The following is a 20,423-nucleotide window of genomic DNA, read 5'->3' on the forward strand; positions in this document are numbered from 1 at the left end:
GGACCCGCCGCGAGAGCGCGTCCTGCCGCATGCCGTCGGTCTTCGCCTTCTCGAGATCCGTGAGGAGCTCGGCGATGTCGGATTCGAGCGCGCTCTGCGCCGCGGACTTCGCGACAGCGAGGTTGTCCGGCGCGTCGTGCATCTCGATGGTGAGCGGCTCGACGCGCAGCTCCTCGAGCGCGGGTTTGAGGCGCTTCCACGTGCCGCAGGACGGCGGCGGAAGCAGGTAGAGCCCGCCGCGGTTGCGGATGGGAACGCCCGAGAGGGCCTTCACCATGGCGACGAGGACATTCGAGATGTCCCGCGTCTCGCAATGCGTGACGAGGTGGTTCGCATGCGCGGCGATGTTCTCGGCGTGCGCGAGGGCCGCTTCGAGTCCGGCTTGACCTCGCCGGCGGCGCGGGAGAGCGCCGTGGCGGGATCCATGTTCACGATGAGATGCTCGAACTTCTCGGGCTCAAGGAGCTTCCGAGCATCCTCGCGGGAGACATTGATGCGCTCCGTGTTCCATCCGACGATGTCGCCGATATGGCGACCTCCGGCGGCGGCAACACGGCGCTGGGACCGGGAGAGGGTCGAAGCAGCGCTGCTGGTCATGGGATTGTCCGGAGAGAGGACGCAATGCCTTTGCAGCATGCCGTCCGAAGAGAGGGCACCGCAGACGTGGTTCGTCGCGGTGATACGTTGTCGCCAGGCGCTACGTGAAGAGCGTCATGTTCACGACTTCATCGCCCAGCGAGACCGGACGCCGCGGTGGCCGCTGCGCCCGGTGCACGCTCGGCCGCTGTACGGGCGGCGTGAGATACACGTGCAGCCCGAACCCGATGTCGCGCGCGGGCACGTGCTGTGAGAGAAAGTTCAGGCCGCCCCGCCCGTTCTTCCAGCGGAAGTGGAGCCCCTCGGCATCGACCCAGGCGGTAAGGTCATCGTGTGGGGATAGCGCCTCGCCCGCGCTCCAAAGCGTATGACGCAGCATGCGGACCTCGAAGGCACGTCCGCCGTGGAACGCGATGAATCTGCGCCCGACATCCGCGAGAATGGCACCGAAGAGAATGCTCGGGTCGAGATGCGCCCGCCCCTCGTGCCACACGGCGGTGCGAGCGAGATGCTCGGCGGCGGAGCCGGCGATCTGGGCCGCCCGCTCCGCGCGCCTGGCTTCCTGCGCTTCTGCTCGCCGGTGAAGCAGGGCCTCGAGCATCGGCACCACTTCTCGGTCGGGTTTGCCGACGAGCTGCTCGAGAGCCTCGCGCTCGACCCCGAGGAGAACGGCGACGTGCTCGGACGTCTCCTCGAGATATCGGCTGAGGCTCTTCGTATTGGGCTCCTCGATCCGAAGCGCGCACCGCAGCTCTTCGAGGCTGCTACGCCGCGGCATGGAGCGGCTCGTGCGGCTCCGGCAGCACGGGCTCCGGCCGATCGAAGTCCGGCGACGGCCCCGGCGCCTGGTCAGGCGCCCGCTTTCCCTGCGTCGCGAGGGTCTTGAAGAGCTCCATGTCGGGCGTGTTGTTCTTCGCCGCCCGAGCGATTCGCCGGGCGACGGTGTACGGGTTCATGGAACGCGGCACGCGCAGCTCCGTGATGCCGAGCGAGAGGAACATGCGCCGCTCGGCGAGGGTGGAGTAGCGAAGCGTGCGGCCATTGACGCGCATGGAAATTTCCTTTCCGGAAAACAGAAGGGCGCCCCGGAGCACGTCATTACGTACCAGCGGGACGCCCTGGTCGACGGACGATGAACGTTTTCAGCGATCCCACAACCTGCTGGGCCTCCAGGCCGGCGGCGTTTCCTCTTCGTCTTCGTCGAAGAGGTGGCGCTGATGGGGAGGCGGGTACTGGTTGGGGTATTGGGGCGGACCGTACCGAGGCATCGGCCGCGTCGGCGCATGCCGGAATGCCAGCATCGCCACGGGCCTGTTTCGCTCGACGAACACGACACCGGTGAACATGGCCCCGTCCTCGCTGACGAGCTCGACGCCCGGAGGCGGACGTGCCGCCTCCCGGAGCCATTCGAGCGTGTCGTCGGCGACGGGGCCGATGTCCTTGAGGCGGCGCCGCAGCTCATCGAACAGCGCCTCGCCGAGGATGTCCGCTACGAGTTGGAGGGCCAGATGGCCTCGGTCATGATCGCGAGCACGACGCCGGCCACGAGGGCGGCGGCGCCCTTTTTCGTCGAGTCATTGGCCATGACGCGCTTGAGGAAAGGCGTCGAGAGGTCCTGGGCGGGTTGGGCGTTGTTGTTCTGGGCGTTGTTGGCCATTTCGGGTTTCCTATCCGGTGATGATGGAGATGACCTGGGCGACCATCGTGAGGACGACAGCCCCGATATGCATCGCCTTGCTGACCAGCTTGGGATCGCGAAGGAGGCTCAAGAACCGGGACATCATAATGACTCCAGTGGAGCCTCCCGGATTGTTATGCCGGGTCTCGTCGATTATTTCTGCGCAGATTCGGTTGCCCACTGGTTCGCCACGAACGAACTGAAACGGCCCGACGCTGTGACGATCACGTGGTCGACGAACAGGAGGCCGACTTGGTCTCCAGCTTCCTTGACGCGCAGGGTGAGCTCGATGTCCTCGGCCGAGGGATCGGGATTGCCGCTGGGGTGGTTGTGAATAAGCGCGAACCCCGAAGCGGCGAGCTCGAGGCCAGCACGCAGGATGTCGGATGTGCGAACGGCGAGTGCGTGGAGGCCGCCTCGGGCGATCATCCGTGCCCCACGGAAGTGGCTCTGTCCGCTGAGCGCGAGGAGGTGCATCTCCTCGTGGACGAGGTGCCCGAGCCGGGGTTGAGCCCAGGTGACGACGTCGAGGCAGGACGCGATCGAGGTGACGTCTGCGGCTTCGACGAACCGGCGGTGGCCGAGCTGCAGGGCGGCGAGGATGCGGGTGGCTTCTTCGTGGGTGAGGGCGAAGCGCTCGGTGAGGGCCAGGGGGGAGAGGCGGGCGAGGGAGGCAAGGTTGCCGAGCGATTCGAGGAGATGGGCTGCGACGCCGGGGCGTCCGAGCAGGAGGTCGATCAGGGATGCGGTGGAGAGCTGTTGGATGTCGGTAGGCGGAGTTTCGAGCGGATCTGCCACAGCTTCGGGCCTCCTTTCTTTGGGCCGTGGCTTTTATCCCTCTGTGACCTTATCCATTTGCGGTTGGGAACCGTGTTCTGCCACCTCGGAACGGGACCAACCTAACCGGTGGGTTCCCCACGACACGCGCGACGAGGTCGTGGACTCCGTCCCACAGTACAACGCCTCCTTCAAGGCGACGTCGCACTTCATCCATCCTGCGCCTTTTGCGCTTCCGCCATCTTTTCACGCAGGCTTCGCGGGCGCATATCGGTCCAGACCTCTTCGATGTAGGCGAGGCATTCTTGCTTCGACCCCAGCTTCCCCGCATCTCTCCAGCCCGCTGGGATCTCTCGGAGGGCGGGCCAGATGGAATATTGCTCTTCGTGATTCACAACAACCAGGTACTCCGAGCTGTCTTCGGACATCGAACGCTCCTATGATGTTACGTTTCAGTTACCTACCACTCACGAGGACGCTGCATATCAGTTCCAGCACCGAAGCTTCCTCGGTGCGGATGAACATGTGCCCTCCTGAAAAAAGATGGCATGCGTACGCACTCCGTGTGTGGTCACGCCAGCCCTCAAGAACGGACGCGGGCACGAGCGTGTCGTCGCGAGCGCCCATGATGGTCACGGGGATGTCGAGTGGGGCCTCGGGCATGGGTCGCCAGGCGTCCACGAGCGCGAGATCCGCGCGCAGGGCCGGCAGCACGAGCTGCATGTATTCCGCGTTGTCCAGAACCCCTTCAGGCGTCCCACCCATGCTGCGCATCCATGCGATCAAGTCCGTGTCGGATAATCGCCGGGGAGGGGGGGAGTCGCTCTCAGGCGGCGGTGGCTCGCAGCCTGAGAGGATGAGATGCACCGGAGCGGCGTCACCGTGGCGACGTAGCCACCGGCAAAACTCGAACGCAAGTACTGCTCCCATGCTGTGTCCAAAGAACACGAACGGGACGCCCTGATACGGCAAGAATGCGCCCCGCAGCGCCTGGAGCAGAGGCTCCAGCCGATCCACCGCAGGCTCCCGAAGCCGTGGCCCGCGGCCCGGTAACTGCAGAGCGACGACCTCCACGTCCGGCGGTACTCGGCTCGCCCACCCGCGGTACACGTTCGCGCCCGCTACCGCGTAAGGAAAGCAGAACAATCGTATCCGGGGCGCCACCCGCGGGTGCGCGGCCCAGAACCAGGAGGTCATCGCCCGTGTTCCCGTCGGTCCTCGCTCATCGACCCTCAGGAGGCGGATTGAGTGTCGGCTGTGCGGCCTTGATGGACTGGATCATTTCCTGCTGCACCTGCTCCCGCACGGCGCTCCCTAGCAGTTCCTCTGCATTCGCCTGCTCGAGCCAGGAGCCGAGCTCGCGTAGCTTCGCGCCGAGCTCGCGCATCAGATCGGCTGACGGCCCTGTGCCTTTCCAGGCCCTGGCCACCGGGCTGCGCCACGGCAGCTCGTGCATCAGCGGCGTATGCTTAAGGATGAATTGCAACACGTCCGACCAGATGGGCACTTGTGCTTGCACGACCCAGTGCAGCGAATCCTCGACGGTGTCGGTTTCGTGCCAATAACCGCGAGGAAGGAACATCACCGAGCCCGGCTGCATATCGACTGTGAGCGCATCCTCAGGGATATCTTGGGGGAGCGGGCCCTGAATTTGCTTGCGCAGGGTTGCGTTCGGCTCGCTGCCGACAAAGTAATTGTCCGAGGGGTAAGCCACGTGCTTGTTCGGTGCGATGCGCCAGCGCTTGTGGCCGCGCACCTGCACCATGAAGTTCTCCTGTGCATCGAAATGCGCGCGCGAGCCCGCCCCCGGCCGCGAAGCGAAAGCGGTCATGACGACCCCCCCAGGCGGAAGGTTCAGCTCCTCGGCCAGCGCCACTTTCCAGGCGTTGAACGCTGGCGAATCCACGTCGTAGACGTACAGCGTAAAACCAATTTGGTAGAGATGGTATGCCTCCTCAATGGAGGGGTTTTCCACGCTGAAGAATTGGGTGGACGAGCGATAATCTACGCGACGGTAGGTGTGGCCGTGCTCGAGCAGCGCCCGCACATCCTCGGCGGCGGAGATGTCTGCAAAGCCGGTCAGTCGCTCGATCGGACCGTGGACCACCACGTGCCGGTCGGGCCAGCATTGATCGAGAAACGTGCGGGGATCATCGATCTGCAGCAGGGTACGCAGGCCAGGTGAGAACGTGCTTGTCATGATGGTCACTAGGTGGCAAGGGTGGCGCGCGCGGTTCCGTCGGCGCCAGGCAGACCCCAGCCGTCGCCGATCAAGCGGGAAAGGAACGTGATGGCATCAATTTCCTGGGGCGTGAGCTCCGGGTGCCACACGTCCAGCAGAAGGCAGGTACGAGTCCGGTCGCTATGGTTCCAGGCCTCGTGGAGAAAGGTGTCGTCGAACATGAGGCACTGGCCCTCCTGCCAGGTGCGCGTTTCTATGCCTACCTTGATGCCGCAATCAGGTGGGATGTCGAGGCCCAGGTGCACGGTGAGCTTGAGGTTGCTGTCGTCGTGATGCGGAGGCAGCGAGACGCCCGGTCGGAGCGTGGAGAAGAAGGCCTCGCCGGTGGAGGTCAGGTAGGGCTCGATTTCCTCGAGTACGGCGTAGGTGGCCGGACAGAACTCCCGCGTGGCCTCGATCATCTGGCCGTCGTGGCGCAGCGTAAACGAGGCCCATGCGTCCTGCTGCAGCGGGTGGAACTTGGCCAGTGCATACTCGCCGTCGATGTAGGGCGCCCAGGGCTCGGAGCGGCCCTGGAGCGCCTTCAGTTCATGGCGTATAGAAGGAAAGGCCTCCTCCAGCGCTCTCGTGAGCCGCCCGGTCTTCTCGTAGGAGGCCGGGGCGTACCAGGCCTTTGATGGCAGGCCAGGAAAGAAGATGAACGAGGGGCGTTGCAAGGGGTGGCCATAGGTCGGTTCTTTAAGGCCGACGGCGATCTCGCAGCATTCCACGACGCGCGCCATCGCTTGCTCACCGTGACGGGCCAGAAGTTCCTCGAGTGCCTTCTGCACGCCCTCTCGCACCTCGGCAGCGGTGAGCCGTTGCTGCCGCTGCACGTCCAAAGCCTTTTTCGAAGGAGTGTGTTGGTTCATAGGACTGCTGGTCCTCTTACTACACCAACGCACTTTTGTCACTTGCACCTGGAAAGGATGTGCTAGTAGGCTCGAAGCATGCCTACACTCGAACTCTACGGCTACTCCTCAGAGGAAGCCGAGCGCACGGTGGCCATGGCACGTGCTTTGCTTCTCGATCTTCCGTTTCGTAACGATATCGTCTTTGTGCTGCAAGGCCCCACACAGGTTGTTGCCTGGGATGGGTCGCATCGACCGTTTGTGAGAATTCTTACTCGTAGTCGAGAGCGTGCCGATATGATCAAGGCGCGATTGACGCGGGAATGTGATCTCGAAGTGGTATTCATCGATTTCATCCCTCGCACCACGAATTAAACTCAACGCTACCTGTCATCTGGGGATGGAGCCCCATCCATGCTGCGCGTCGATTCCCTTGAACCTCGTCTCATCGAGGCCCTGCAGCCCATCCGTGGGTTTGCTTTCGCCACCACGTTGTACCATTTCTTCGAGACTGGCCTCTTCGATTGCCTCCGCGACTCCGAGCTCGCTCTGGGCGAGCTGGCCGAGCGACACGGGATGGATCCCGCGCGGCTGGAGGCGCTTCTCTCGTTTCTGCAGAACGAGGGCATACTGAAGCAACACGAAGGCCGCTACGGATTGACCGCGCGGGGGCTGGGCCTCGAGGATTTCCGTGGCTGGTACACCATGCTCGTAGGTGGCTACGGGCAGACGTTTCTCCAAATGGGCGAGCGGTTGCAGCGAGGAAGCCCGCCGGCCACGCGGGATGCCGCACGGGTGGGCGTGGGGAGCTGCGCCATCAGCTATTTCGACGCTATCCCGCTCACGCGCTCGCTCATGGCTCGGATCCCGGGCAATCCGAACCGCCTCTTGGATCTCGGATGCGGAAATGCGCTCTACCTGGCGGAGTTCTGCACAGCGCTGCCGCAGGTCGAGGCGTGGGGCGTGGAGCCAGACCCCGAGGGCTACCAGGCCGCCGTCCGCGTGGTACGCAGTCGCGGGCTGGAGTCGCGCATCCGGCTCACCTGCAGCACCGCGCTGGACTTCTTCCGCGTCGTTGACACAACGTACCGGCCCGATTTCATTGTACTGGGCTTCGTGCTGCATGAACTGCTCGGCCAGGGTGGCGAAGCGGCAGTGCTCGAGTTGCTGAGGGGCGCCACCGAGCGCTTCCAGGGCGTGCACCTGATCGTCATCGAGGTCGACCAGCAGATGAATAACCCGCGCGTCATGCGGCACGGGCTGGCCATGGCCTACTACAATGCCTACTACCTGCTGCATCCCTTCACCCAGCAGCGGCTGGAGACACGGGCGTTCTGGGACGATCTGTTCGCGCGCGCCGGGCTGGAAGTCCTGGCACGCCAGGATGTGGACCCAAGCGTGGACTCGACAGGGCTGGAGGTCGGGTATCTACTGCGCAAGAAATCGTGAATATGAACCGCGCAAATGCAGCGCGCCCGCGCTGCTCCGGCGTCGTCTCTGACGATTCACCGCTCTCCACGCTGCAGCAAAGGCTGCTGTACATGGAGCGGTTCCCCGAGCGACGTTTCGTGAACATCGTCGAGAATGTACCGCAGTGGCCCAGCGTCGAGGGGGCGCCTGATTCCGCATGGCGGTACGTCCACAACTATGCCCCCTCGCGCGGGCAGCGCGATCTACTGGAGCGCATCGCCGCGCGAGAGTCTCGGAGGCGCGAGAGCGACGTCACGCTTGAGCAGATCCTGGTCACCAACGGAGCCCTGCATGCGCTCGCCATGATCTTTCGCCAGCACCAGCAGCCCGGTGCAGTGGCGCTTTGTCAGGCCCCGGTGCTGGGAGCGGTCCCCGAAATGCTGCGCAGCTATGGCTACCGCCCGGCCTTCTTCAAGTCGCTAGACGGCCGAGTGGACATCGCAGCATTGCGGCGCCTGCATTCCTCCGACGTTCGCATGATTTACCTCAACACGCCGCTCAATCCCAGCGGCGACATCCTCGCACCCGATACGCTCGAACAGCTGTGCGCTCTCGCGCACGAGCTGGGGGCCATCCTGGTGGCCGACATGGTCTACGACAGCTATGCGTTCGATCATGCGCGCGTGACGTCGCCGCAGGACCTCGGCGTGAGCTGGAAGAATGTATACGTCGTCAACTCGATGTCGAAGAACTTCGGCTCACCTGGGCTGCGCGTCGGCTGGATCGTCTCGACGCCGGAGAACGTGCACGCGCTGCTGCGCGTCTTGGAGCTCGAGAACATCTCCGTTTGCGGATTGTCCCAGGCCATCGCAAGCGATCTCTTGGACAGGGGCAATGCCGTGCTGGTAGAGGCGGTCCGCGCGGGCCGGCAAATGCTCAGCGAGCGGCTGCCGCAGATCGCGGGTATCCGCTTCTGCGTGCCTGCAGGAGGCACGCAGATCTTCGCAGAGCTGCCGGTCACGGACGTGGAAGAGTTCTGCGACTTCGCTCTGGCGGAGCTGGGACTCTGCCTGGTCTCCGCCTCCAATTACGAGGGCGTGCAAGGGGCCTTCGTGCGGCTGCCCATGGGTGCGCCGCCCGGCACGCTCGAGAATGCACTCGCGCTGCTGGGCGCAGGCCTTGATGCCTACCGCGAACGGACTCCCCTGCCGTAACGAACCATAGCAATCGATATGTTCCTTCCCGAAGTGGATACCCTTGTGGACCTGCTGCGCGAGCGAGCCGCTCACAAGCCCGATGTGCTCGCGCTGCGCTTCCTTGATGACGGAGAAATCGAGGGCGCCGCCTTCACCTACGGCGGTCTCGACGAGGCTGCCCGGGCCGTGGCCGCCACACTGCAGGAGGCTGGGCTCGCGGGAAAGCCCGTGCTGCTCCTCTTCCCCCCGGGGCTGGACTACGTCGCGGCGTTCTTCGGCTGCCTCTACGCGGGCTCCATCGCCGTGCCAGCGTATCCACCGGATCCGACGCGCCTGAGCCGCTCGCTGCCGCGGCTCTCGACGATTGCACGCGATGCTGGCGCGAACGCGGTGTTGACCACGCAGGCGGTGCTCGCCCTGGCCACGTTCGCCTTCGAGCAGGCGCCCGAACTTTCGAGGCTGCAATGGATGGCGACCGATACCATCCGTCGTGACCGCGCGAGCGCGTGGCGACCGCCGCGCATCGACGGGGAATCGGTGGCCTTTCTCCAATATACGTCGGGATCCACCGGAACGCCCAAAGGTGTGGTCCTGACCTACCGGAACATACTGCACAATCAGCTGCTCATCCAGCAGGGCTTCTGCCACGATGAACAGAGCATCGTGGTCGGCTGGTTGCCGCTTTACCACGACATGGGGCTCATCGGGAACGTGCTGCAGCCCCTGTACATGGGAATTCCGTGCATCCTCATGTCGCCCCTCGCTTGCCTGGCGCGACCGGTGCGCTGGCTACAGGCCATCACCCGCTACAGGGCGACCACCAGTGGCGGACCCAACTTCGCCTACGAGTTATGCGTACGCAAGGTGAGCGAGGCAGAAAAGGCCGCGCTCGACCTGAGCTCTTGGCAAGTGGCCTTCAATGGCGCCGAGCCTGTCCGCCCGGAGACGATCGAGCAGTTCAGCGCCGCATTCGCAGCATGCGGCTTCCGCCGCGAGGCCTTCTACCCCTGTTATGGCCTCGCCGAGGCAACCCTCATCGTCACCGGCAGCCAGCGCGGCCAGGGCATGGTGGTGGAGCGGATCGACCGCCAGGCGCTGGCGGAGGGCCGCATGGTGCTCGCTGCCGGCGGCGAGGAGGGGACGCTGCGCCTCGTGTCATCGGGTCGGCCGCTCGGAGACCAGCGCGTGCTCATCGCCCATCCGGAGACGTGCGCCCCGTGCGCCCCCGGCGAGGTGGGGGAGATCTGGGTCGCCGGCTCGAGCGTGACCTCGGGCTACTGGAACCAGCCCGAGGAATCGATGCGCACGTGCCGGGTGAAGCTCTCGGGCGTCGAGGGATTGACCTGGCTGCGCACGGGGGATCTGGGGGTGTTGCACGATGGCGAACTCTTCGTCACCGGCAGGGCCAAGGACCTCATCATCATCCGGGGGCGCAACCTCTACCCGCAGGACCTGGAACGCACGATGGAGCGCAGCCACGCAGCGGCCCGCATGGGCTGCGGCGCGGCGTTCTCCGTGGAGGTAGAGCACGAAGAGCGGCTGGTCTTGGTCCAGGAACTGGACGCTCGGCGGTCCGCGGACCCCGAGGAGGTCGTAGCGAGCATCCGCCAGGCGGTAGCCGAGGAGCACGAGGTCGCCGTGCATGCCGTCGTGCTGCTGCCGGCGGGCAGCATCTCCAAGACCTCCAGCGGGAAGATCCAGCGCCGCGCGTGCCGCGAGGATTACCTCTCCGGCCGGCTATCGACGCTCCACACGTGGCAGCAGCCTGCGAGCGCGGCGCCCACGGGCAGCCCGGAGGTGGACCCGCTGGCGGCGCTGGCGGCGAGGCATCTGCAGCTGCGCGCGGAGGAGATCTCGCGCGACGTGCCGCTCACACGCTACGGTCTGGATTCGCTCGTGGCGCTGGAGCTGGCGCTGGAGCTCGAGCAAACTCTAGGCGCACCTGTATCGCCGGCCCATTTGCTCCAGGGGAGCACGCTTCACGAGCTGGCCGAGCTGCCCAGCTCGCACACTGCTCCCGGCCGCCTGCCGCCGGTGGAAAGCGCTTCCCACGCCGGCACCGACGGCGTCCATCCGCTCTCGCCGGGACAGCAGGCGCTCTGGTTCTTGCATCAGCTGGATCCCGAGGGTGCGGTGTGCAACGTCGCGAGCGCGATTCGCATACACGGTGCGTTGCAGACGCAGGCGTTCGAGCGCGCGCTGAACACGCTCGTGCAACGGCACGCGGCGCTGCGGACCACATTCGCCGTCCATGAAGGGCGGCCCGTGCAGGTGGTGCACCAGCAAGCAACCCTGTGCCTGCAGCGGCATGAAGCATCGGCATGGACGCAGGAGCAACTGCAAGAAACGCTCGCGGAGGAAGCGCATCGGTCCTTCGACTTGGAGCGCGGTCCGCTGCTGCGGTTTCACCTGCTGGAGCGCACGGTCTCCGAGCGCCTGTTGCTGCTTGTGGCCCACCACCTCATCACCGACCTGTGGTCCATCGGCGTGCTGCTGGAGGAGCTGGGGGCGCTCTACACCGAGTACACGGGAGGACCGCCTGCAAAGCTCGCGGCCCCGGCGGTCGAGCCTGCGGACGTGGCGCGGTGGCAGCAGAGGCTCGTCGACAGCCCGGAGGGCGAGCGTCTGTTCGCCTGGTGGCGCGAGCAGCTCGCAGGAGACTTGCATCCGCTGGACCTCTACACGGATTTCCCGCGCCCTTCCCTGCAAACCTTCCGTGGGGCGGTCGAGCATGCCACGCTGCCCGCTTCGCTGGTGCGCAGGTTACGCGAGGTAGCTGAATGCGAGAGCGCGACGCAGTACACTGTCTTGCTGGCGGCCTGGCAGCTTCTGCTGCACCGCTACACAGGCCAAGACGATCTGGTGGTGGGCACCTCCATGGTCGGCCGCGTGCGTCCGGAGCTGAGGCGCACGGTGGGCTATCTCGTGAGTCCGGTGCCACTGCGCGCCCGCCTGGGCCAAAACCCGCGGTTTACCGAGCACCTCAAGGACGTACGCGAGCGAGTGCTCGGCGCCATCGAGCACCAAGTCTACCCCTTCCCCCTGCTCGTCGAGCGCATGCAGCCTCGGCGGGATCCGAGCCGCTCGCCGATCTTTCAAGCGTACTTCGTCCTGCAGGATATGCCCACGCTGGGTGGAGGCGGCCTGCAGGGTCTTGCGCTTGGTGCCCCCCGAGCGTCCATCTCGCTGGGATCGCTGCAGCTCGAGTCTTACCCGCTGCAACGCCGTTCGGCGCAGTTCGAACTACAGCTCTCCATGGCAAGCGTAGAGGAGGGGCTCGCGATTTCGCTCGAGTACAATCGCGATCTTTTCGCCGCCTCGACGGTGCGTCGCATGGTGGCCCATCTACGCACGCTGCTGGAGGGCATTGCCGCTGATCCACGCAAGCGCATCGGGGACTTGCCGCTGCTGACGCCCGAGGAGCTCCAGCGCTTGGTGCGCTGCGAGGTGCCGGCCTTGCCTCCACCGCGGTGCCTGCACGCACGCTTCGAGGAGCAGTGCCGCACGCGGCCCGAATCGCGCGCCCTGACCCACGGCGACACGCATTGGACGTATGCCGAGCTCAACGCCCGCGCCAACCGACTGGCCCACCGGCTGCGCAAGCTCGGCGTGGGCGTCGAGAGCCGGGTCGGCCTGTGCCTGGAGCGATCCCCCGATCAGGTCGCCGCCGTGCTCGGCATCCTCAAGACAGGCGGCGCCTACGTGCCCATGGACCCTGCCTATCCTCGCGAGCGTCTTGCCTTCCTGCTGGCGAATTCGCGTGTGTCGGTGATCGTGACAATGGAGCACCTCGTCTCGGCGCTGCCGCTGCCCGAGGAGGGAGGCCCGACCCTGCTATGCGTCGACAGAGACGCAGAGGGGCTGGCTCGGGAGGACGAGTCGAATCCCCAAGCAGCAGCGGATGTAGATAACCTCGCCTACATCATTTATACCTCTGGGTCCACCGGCCGGCCCAAGGGAACGCTCATCGCCCACCGGCAGGTGACACGGCTGATCGACGCCACCGATCCCAGCTATCGCTTCGGCCCCGAGGACGTGTGGCCACTGTTTCATTCGATCTCTTTCGACGTGTCCGTCTGGGAGATGTGGGGTGCGCTGCTCTATGGCGGCCGGCTCATCATCATTCCATCGACGACCACCCGCTCCCCCGAGGAACTGCACGCACTGCTCGCGCGTGAGCGCGTCACCGTGCTCAACCAGACGCCCTCGGCGTTCCAGCCGCTGCTACGTTTCCACGAGTTCTGTCCCGAGCCGCTCGCGCTGCGCGCCATCATCTTCGCCGGCGAACCGCTCCAGTTCGAGAGCCTGCAACCCTGGTTCGCCCGATATGGCGACCGACACCCGCGCCTCGTGAACATGTACGGCATCACGGAGACGACCGTGCATGTCACCTATCACCCGGTGACGCTGCAGGATCTGAAAGCGCGTGGGAACCGAATTGGCCTGCCCATGCAGGATATGGAGATCTTGCTGCTGGACGGCTACATGCAGCCAGTGCCAGAGGGGCAGGTCGGGGAGATCTACGTGGGTGGCCCTGGCCTTGCGCGTGGCTACCACGATCGACCGGCGCTCACCGCCGAGCGCTTCGTGCCCCACCCGCTCACCTCGCACCCCGGTGAGCGGCTCTACAAATCGGGGGACAGAGCGCGGCGGGCGCCGGATGGAGGCCTGGAGTATCTGGGCCGGCAGGATCATCAGGTGAAGGTGCGCGGCTTCCGCGTGGAGCTTGGTGAGATCGAGGCCGAACTGCACCGCCAACCGGAGGTGCGGGAGGCCGCGGTAATCGCGCGCCCCGATGCCAGCGGTAACAAGCAGCTTCTCGCCTATTACGTCACCCATCCTGACCAGACGCTGGACGCGGCGGCGCTGCGGATGCGGCTTTCGCTCACGCTACCGGAGTACATGGTGCCGCAAGCGCTCATGTCACTGGCGGCATTGCCCCTGACCACCAACGGCAAGCTGGACGCCAGGGCGCTGCCCGTGCCGGAAGCAGCCTCCCCGGGCCACATCACCCCGCCCAACAGGGACCTGGAGCGCTCGCTGGCCGAGCTATGGCAAGGGCTCCTGGGAGTGCCGCAAGTGGGCCTCGAATCCAACTTCTTCGAGCTCGGTGGCCACTCACTGCTCGCCGCCGAGCTGACGGCCCGGGTACGCACGCAGCTCGGCGCAGCCGTGGGCGTTCAGGCCGTGTTCGAATCTCCCACGCTGGCGGTCTTTGCCAGCCGCGTGGAGACGGCCCTTCTTGCGGGCCGCGCCCCGGTACTGGCCCTGCCCCGCCTGAACCGCGAGGGCCCGCTGCCCCTATCGCTCGCCCAGCGGGCCCTCTGGTTCCTGGAGCGCCTCCAGCCAGGCAGCGGCGCCTACCACATGCCTGCTGCCATTCACCTGGAAGGGGAGCTGCATTCGGAGACGTTGCGGCGCGCGTTCGAGGAAGTGGTGCGCCGCCACGAGGCGTTACGGACGACGTTCCTCCTGGTCGACGACGAACCCGTGGCGCTACCAGCCGCGCCGCCGACGCTGGACTTGCCGGTGGAGGACCTACGCCATATCCCCGAACCCGAGCGTCGCGCCGCGGTCGAACGCCTGGCCGCCGAGACGAGCGCCATTCCGTTCGACCTCGAACGCGGGCCGCTGCTGCGCCTGCGGTTGGCGCGGCTGGCGACGAACGAGCACGTGCTGCTCGTCGTGCTGCACCATCTGGTAGCCGATGGTCGCTCCATTCCCTTGCTCCTCCGGGAGCTGTCCATAATTTACGACGCTCTCCACCGCGGTGCACCCATACCGCTACCAGAGCTGCGAGCGCAGTATGCGGATTATTGGGCATGGCGGCGCCGAGAGCTGGAGCAGGGGCCGCTGGAGGAGCAAATCGCCTACTGGCGAACACGGCTGGCCGGCCCGGTTCCCGCCCTGGACCTGCCCACGGCCGGACCCCGACCGCCGGTACAGACATTCCGTGGCGCACACCTAGCCTTCCACGTGCCCGCACGCGTGCTGGAGAGCCTGCAGGCGCTCGCGCACGCCGAGAACGCTACTCTGTTCATGGTGCTGACGGCTGCCTTCCTGGCCCTGCTGCATCGCTACACGGGCCAGGAAGACCTGTCGCTGGGGACCCCGGTAGGCCTACGCAATCATCCGGAGGCCGAGCCGCTCATCGGCTTCTTCGTGAACACCGTCGTTCTACGAACCGACCTTGCGGGCGATCCAGATTTCCGGGAACTGTTGCGGCGCGTGCGCGATAACGCGGTGCGTGCGGTCTCCCACGCCGACGTCCCCTTCGATCGGCTCGTGGCCGAGCTCCAGCCCAGGCGTGATCCAAGCCGCCCCCCGCTCTTCCAGGCGCTGATCTCCGTGGACCTGGAGCCCCCGCGACGCTTCGATCTTGCGGGCCTGCCGGCGCGCCTGCTCCCCTTCGAACGTGGGGTAGCGCAATTCGACCTGGTGCTGGACCTGGCCGTCGAGCCGGTCGGGCTGGAGGGCGTGTTCGAGTACAATACCGACCTGTTCGACGCGATGGCCATGGGCCGGCTCGCGCAGCACTTCCAGGTGCTGCTCGAAGGCGCGGCCGCACGGCCCGAGCTGCGGCTGAGCGTGTTGCCGCTGCTCACGGCGCAAGAGCAGCAGGACATCTTGGTGGCATGGAACGCCACCCAGATGGAGCCGCCCGCCGAAACCTGCCTGCACGAAATGTTCGAAACGCAGGTCCGGCGCACGCCTCACGCGACGGCCCTGGCGTCTGGCGAGGCGCGGCTCACGTACGCACAGCTCGACGAGCGAGCAAACCAGCTCGCATGGCACCTGCGCCGGCTGGGCGTGGGGCCCGAGGTGCGCGTAGGCGTCTGCCTGCATCGCTCGCCGGAGATGCTGGTAGGCATGCTGGGTACGCTCAAGGCAGGCGGCGCGTATGTCCCTCTGGATGCGGAGTACCCGCGCGCTCGTCTGGAATACCTGCTCCAGGACGCGCAGGTTCAAATCCTGCTAACCCAGGAGGAGCTCAGGCCCCTGCTGCCAGCATTCCCCGGCCGCGTCCTGTGCCTGGACTCCGATTGGCATCTCGTGACGAGCGAGACCACCAGCAAGCCGCCTTGCGGCGCGTTAGCGGACAACCTCGCCTACATCATCTACACTTCCGGGTCGACCGGCGCGCCCAAGGCGGTGATGACCACGCACCGCTCCGTCTGCAACTACTTGCACGCAATGCAGACGGCCTTCCCCCTGGGCCCCGAGGACCGGGCGTTGCAGCTGAACGCCATCAGTTTCGATGCCTCTGTCTCGGAGATCTTCACTCCGCTCATCGCTGGCGCTGAGCTCGTGCTCACGCGAGCTGGCGATCAGCGCGAGCCTGCCCGGCTGGTGCAGCACATCGTCGAGGGGCGTATCACGACCATCCAGCTCGTGCCCTCGCTCCTGCAATTCTTGCTGCAGGAGCCGGGTTTCCCCGCGTGCACCAGCCTCCGGCGCGTCTACTGCGGCGGCGAGGCCATGCCCGTGGGGTTGCAGGACGGGCTGCTTGGTACGCTGGAGGTGCAGCTCATCAATCTGTACGGTCCCACCGAGGCCACCATCGATCCGGCCTATCTGGTTTGCCGCCGCGGCACGCCGCAAAAGATCGTCCCCGTGGGGCGGCCGAATCGCAACATGCAGCTTTACGTGCTGGATCGGGCTATGCAGCCGGTCCCCGTGGGTGTGCCGGGCGAGGCGTACTTCGGCGGTATCGGCCTTTCTCGTGGTTACCTGAATGCCCCGGCGCTGACCGCCGAGCGCTTCGTGCCACACCCCTTCAGCAGCGAGCCCGGCGCGCGGCTCTACCGTTCGGGAGACTTGGTGCGCTTCCTGGAGGACGGCACTGTGGAGTTCCTCGGGCGCCTGGATCATCAGGTGAAGGTGCGCGGCTTCCGCGTGGAGCTAGGTGAGATCGAGGCCGCGCTGCGGCAGCACCCGGACGTGAAGGATGCGGTGGTGCTGGCGCGGGAGGACACGCCGGGTCGCAAGGATCTGGTGGCATACGTCGTCGCCTCGGAGGGCCGTTCACCCTCGGTCGTAGCGCTACGCGAGAGCCTGGAGTCCGCCCTGCCCGCGCACATGGTGCCTGCCTTCATCTCGGTGCTGGAAACCTTTCCGCTCACCCCCAATGGCAAGGTCGATCGCCCGGCCCTGCCCGCTCCGCAGCGTATCGCCACCTCGCGCACCAGGGCGCCGCGCACGCCGACGGAGCAGGTGCTGGCCAGCATCTTCGCCGAGGTGCTGGCGATACCGCGCGTGGAGCCGCACGATAACTTCTTCGAGCTGGGCGGCCATTCGCTGCTGGCCTCGCAGGTCACCTCGCGCCTGGGTCAGGTGCTGGGCATGGAGGTGCCGCTGCGCGCGATCTTCGAGCACCCCACCTTCGCCGATCTTGCGGGCTGGATCGATCAGACGCGGGCTGGAAGCGCACCGGATTCGACGCCGCCGCTCGTACGCGTCGAGCGCGGGGCCCCGTTGCACCTGTCCTTCGCGCAGGAGCGGCTGTGGGTGCTCGACCAGCTCCAGCCGGGGACCGCCGTCTACAATGTGCCGGCAGCCCTGCGCCTGGAGGGCGAGCTATCCGAGGCCGCGCTGCGCGACGCGCTGGAGGCATTGGTCGGCCGCCATGAGGTCCTGCGCACGCGCTACGTCCTCGTCCATGGCAGCCCCATGCAAGTCGTGGAGCCACCCGGCCCCTTGCCCTTGCTGGTGGAGGACCTGGGCGGCCTGCCCGAACCCGAGCAGGAACAGCGACTGCAAGCCCTCATCGCCGCGGAGGCGAAGCGCCCGTTCGATCTGAGTCAGGCGCCGCTGTTCCGCACGCTGTTGGTGCGGCTCGCTCCACGGTCGCATCTGCTCACGGTGACAGTGCACCACATCGCCTCGGACGGCTGGTCCGTGGGCATCTTCTTGCGCGAGCTGGTCGCGCTTTACGAGGCATCTCTGGCCGGTCGGCCCTCGCCGCTGCCAACACTGGAGCTGCAATACGCGGATTATGCAGCATGGCAGCGAACATGGCTGCAAGACGGCGTGCTCGAGCGACAGGTGGCCTTCTGGCGCCAGCAACTTGCCGGAGCCCCCGAGGCGCTGGAGTTGCCCACGGATCAACCGCGCGCAGCCGTGCAATCGGTACGCGGCAGGCGCGTTCCGGTGCGGCTCTCCCCCGAGCTGACGGCGGCGCTGCGCAGCCTGGGACGCCGCGAGCGCACCACCCTCTTCATGACGCTGCTGGGCGGTTTCCAGGCGCTCCTGTCCCGCTACACGGGCGCAGAGGACGTGGTGGTGGGCTCTCCCGTGGCTGGCCGCGGCCGGCTGGAGACTGAAGAAGTCGTCGGATTCTTTGTCAACACGCTGGCGATGCGCACCGACCTGTCCGGCCACCCGACCACGCGGGAGCTCCTGGCGCGTGTGCGCGAAACGACGCTCAGCGCCTACGCGCACCAGGACGTGCCCTTCGAGAAACTCGTGGACATGCTGGGGGTCACACGCGACGCGAGCCGCCCGCCGCTCGTCCAGGCCCTCTTCGTCCTGCAGGAAGCCCTCCCGCCGACGTCGCAGCTAGGCCCCGTGCACATGACAATCCTCGAACTGCCAACGGATACGGCCAAGTTCGAGCTGCTCCTCAACCTTCACGAGGAGGACGCGGGGCTGAGCGGGTGGCTGGAATACAATAGAGATCTCTTCTCGGCGGCCACCATGGTGCGTCTCCTGGTGCACTTCGAGCAGCTTCTTTGGGGCATGGCCAGGGCGCCCGAGCAGCGCGTGCATGAGCTGCCGCTTCTCTCGGCGCAGGAGCGCGACCAGGTGCTGGTCGAGTGGAATGCGCCCAGCACGCATACCCCGGACGACCGCTGCCTGCACGAGCTCTTCGAGGCCCAGGTGGAACGCACGCCGGATGCCGTGGCGCTCGTGGATGATTCGCGGACGCTCACCTACCGGCAGTTGAACGAGGAGGCCAATCAGCTCGCGCACCACCTGCGCCAGGCGGGGGTGGGCCCCGAGGTAGTGGTGGGCGTGTGCATGGAGCGCACCGCGGACATGGTGGTGGCATTGATGTCGGTGTTGAAGGCGGGCGGCGCCTACCTCCCGCTGGACCCGAGCTACCCTGCCTCCCGCCTGGCATTCATGCTGGATGATGCGGCCCCGCGTGTGCTCCTGACGCAGGACGCCGTGGCCGCGCGCGTACCGTCGACAGGGAGCCTGCACACGATACGCGTGGATGCCATCCGCCAGCTCCTCGTTCGTGAGCCGGCGACGACTCCTGGCGGAGGCGCCTCCCCGCGCAACCTCGCCTATCTCATCTACACCTCCGGCTCTACCGGCCGCCCCAAGGGCGTCGCTATCGAGCACCGTAGCGCCACCACGCTCTGCACCTGGGCACGCGACGCATTCTCACGCGAGGCGCTCGCCGGCGTTCTCACCGCGACCTCCATATGTTTTGACCTGTCCATCTTCGAGCTGTTCGTCCCCCTGAGCGTGGGTGGCAAGGTGCTGCTGGCCGACAATGTCCTACGGCTACCCACGTTGCGCGCTGCGGCCGACGTCACCCTCCTCAACACGGTGCCCTCGGCCATCACCGAGCTGCTGCGCGTGGACGGGCTGCCCGCGGGCCTTCGGGCCGTGAACCTGGCTGGCGAGCCGCTGAAGAACGAGATCGTGCAGGAGCTCTACGCGCGCGGCGTGCCCGACGTCTTCGATCTCTACGGGCCCTCCGAGACGACCACGTACTCGACCTGGACGCGTCGCACGGGCGAAGGCACGCCCACGGTGGGCCGACCCATCCTGCACACGCAGGTATACCTGCTCGACGATTTTGGCCATCCGGTGCCGATCGGCGTGCCCGGGGAAGTCTATATCGGTGGCAGGGGGGTGGCGCGAGGCTACCTGCACCGCCCGGGGCTGACGGCCGAGCGTTTTGTGCCGGATCCGTTCTCCGCCATGCCGGGCGCGCGCATGTACCGCACAGGAGATCTGGCGCGCTATCTGCCGGACGGGCAGCTCCAGTTCCTGGGCCGCAAGGACCAGCAGGTGAAGATCCGGGGCTACCGTATTGAGCTGGGCGAGGTGGAGACGGCCCTGCGCCAGCATCCCGCCGTGCGCGAGGCGGCGGTGGTGGCGAAGGACGATGGGTTGGGGCATTCGCGGCTCGTGGCCTACCTGGTAGCTACGGAGCCGCAGGATCCTTCTGGCCAGGCGCGGCTCATCGCGGAGGTTCGTGGCACCCTGCGCAGCCAGCTCCCCGAGTACATGATGCCCTCGTTCTTCGTGGGGCTCGCGGGGCTGCCGCGCACCCCCAACGGCAAGCTGGATCGCCGTGCCCTGCCCGCGCCTTCAGCGGTGGAGCCTGCGCTGGCCGATTCGCTGCCGCTGGAGGGCGAGCTCGAGCAAGCCATCGCGGCCATCTGGCGACAGGTTCTGCAGACGACGCGGATCGGGCGCGACGACAATTTCTTTGACCTGGGCGGCAACTCGCTGCTGGCCATGCGCGTGTACGCCGAGCTGCGCGAGCAGCTGCATATCGATCTCCCCGCGATAGCCCTGTTTCAATACCCCACCGTGGGGGCGCTGGCCGACCACCTTGGGCAGCGGCCGGTGACGGGAGGCAAAGCCAAGCTGGAGGATCGCGAGGATCAGCAGCGTCAGGGCCTCCGTCGCCTGGAGCGGTTGAGGACCAAGAAAACGTGGTGAGTCCC

General features: G+C 66.4%; 14 protein-coding genes. 4 read left to right on the top strand and 10 right to left on the bottom strand.

Going from position 1 to position 20,423, the window contains the following annotated elements; all coding sequences use genetic code 11:
- From E8A74_RS40635 to E8A74_RS40675, 10 genes are all read right to left on the bottom strand, one after another.
- Nucleotides 1-277: hypothetical protein (locus E8A74_RS40635; RefSeq protein WP_136934504.1), on the bottom strand; the 277-nt coding region annotated here is incomplete at its 3' end.
- 420 nt (nt 278-697) lie between these two features.
- Nucleotides 698-1,198 carry a hypothetical protein gene (locus E8A74_RS40640; RefSeq protein ID WP_136934505.1) on the bottom strand — a complete coding sequence of 167 codons (501 nt, stop codon included), beginning with the start codon at nt 1,196-1,198 and terminating at the stop codon, nt 698-700.
- A gap of 163 nt (nt 1,199-1,361) precedes the next feature.
- On the bottom strand, nt 1,362-1,649 hold the full coding sequence (locus tag E8A74_RS40645) for a hypothetical protein (protein WP_136934506.1): 288 nt from the start codon (nt 1,647-1,649) through the stop codon (nt 1,362-1,364).
- Nucleotides 1,650-1,739: 90 nt separating this feature from the next.
- Nucleotides 1,740-1,943, bottom strand: coding sequence for a hypothetical protein (locus E8A74_RS40650; protein WP_136934507.1), 204 nt, complete (start codon nt 1,941-1,943; stop codon nt 1,740-1,742).
- A gap of 143 nt (nt 1,944-2,086) precedes the next feature.
- Nucleotides 2,087-2,254, bottom strand: coding sequence for a hypothetical protein (locus E8A74_RS53300; protein ID WP_170229746.1), 168 nt, complete (start codon nt 2,252-2,254; stop codon nt 2,087-2,089).
- Between the two features lie 174 nt (nt 2,255-2,428).
- Nucleotides 2,429-3,073, bottom strand: coding sequence for a JAB domain-containing protein (locus tag E8A74_RS40655; RefSeq protein ID WP_136934508.1), 645 nt, complete (start codon nt 3,071-3,073; stop codon nt 2,429-2,431).
- A 188-nt stretch (nt 3,074-3,261) separates the two neighbouring features.
- On the bottom strand, nt 3,262-3,480 hold the full coding sequence (locus tag E8A74_RS40660; RefSeq protein WP_136934509.1) for an MbtH family protein: 219 nt from the start codon (nt 3,478-3,480) through the stop codon (nt 3,262-3,264).
- Nucleotides 3,481-3,508: 28 nt separating this feature from the next.
- The gene (locus E8A74_RS40665; protein ID WP_136934510.1) at nt 3,509-4,249 is read right to left on the bottom strand and encodes a thioesterase II family protein; all 741 of its coding nucleotides are present in this window, start codon (nt 4,247-4,249) and stop codon (nt 3,509-3,511) included.
- 25 nt (nt 4,250-4,274) lie between these two features.
- Nucleotides 4,275-5,252: a JmjC domain-containing protein gene (locus tag E8A74_RS40670; RefSeq protein WP_136934511.1), complete on the bottom strand. Its 978-nt coding sequence runs from the start codon at nt 5,250-5,252 to the stop codon at nt 4,275-4,277.
- Nucleotides 5,253-5,260: 8 nt separating this feature from the next.
- Nucleotides 5,261-6,145, bottom strand: a complete 885-nt coding sequence (locus tag E8A74_RS40675; protein WP_136934512.1) for an aspartyl/asparaginyl beta-hydroxylase domain-containing protein — start codon at nt 6,143-6,145, stop codon at nt 5,261-5,263.
- 78 nt (nt 6,146-6,223) lie between these two features.
- On the opposite strand from E8A74_RS40675, the gene E8A74_RS40680 reads away from it, so the two are divergent.
- From E8A74_RS40680 to E8A74_RS40695, 4 genes are read left to right on the top strand one after another with little or no spacing between them, the layout of a single operon-like run.
- Nucleotides 6,224-6,499 (top strand): hypothetical protein, encoded by a 276-nt coding sequence (locus E8A74_RS40680; RefSeq protein WP_136934513.1) that lies wholly within the window; start codon nt 6,224-6,226, stop codon nt 6,497-6,499.
- 39 nt (nt 6,500-6,538) lie between these two features.
- On the top strand, nt 6,539-7,573 hold the full coding sequence (locus E8A74_RS40685) for a 2-ketoarginine methyltransferase (RefSeq protein ID WP_136934514.1): 1,035 nt from the start codon (nt 6,539-6,541) through the stop codon (nt 7,571-7,573).
- Between the two features lie 2 nt (nt 7,574-7,575).
- The gene (locus E8A74_RS40690; protein WP_136934515.1) at nt 7,576-8,748 is read left to right on the top strand and encodes a beta-methylarginine biosynthesis bifunctional aminotransferase; all 1,173 of its coding nucleotides are present in this window, start codon (nt 7,576-7,578) and stop codon (nt 8,746-8,748) included.
- Between the two features lie 18 nt (nt 8,749-8,766).
- A complete protein-coding gene (locus tag E8A74_RS40695) occupies nt 8,767-20,418 on the top strand; it encodes a non-ribosomal peptide synthetase (RefSeq protein WP_136934516.1) in 11,652 nt (3,883 codons plus the stop codon).
- The last annotated feature ends 5 nt before the right edge of the window (nt 20,419-20,423 follow it).

Source organism: Polyangium fumosum, from assembly GCF_005144585.1.
Lineage (GTDB): Bacteria > Myxococcota_A > Polyangia > Polyangiales > Polyangiaceae > Polyangium > Polyangium fumosum.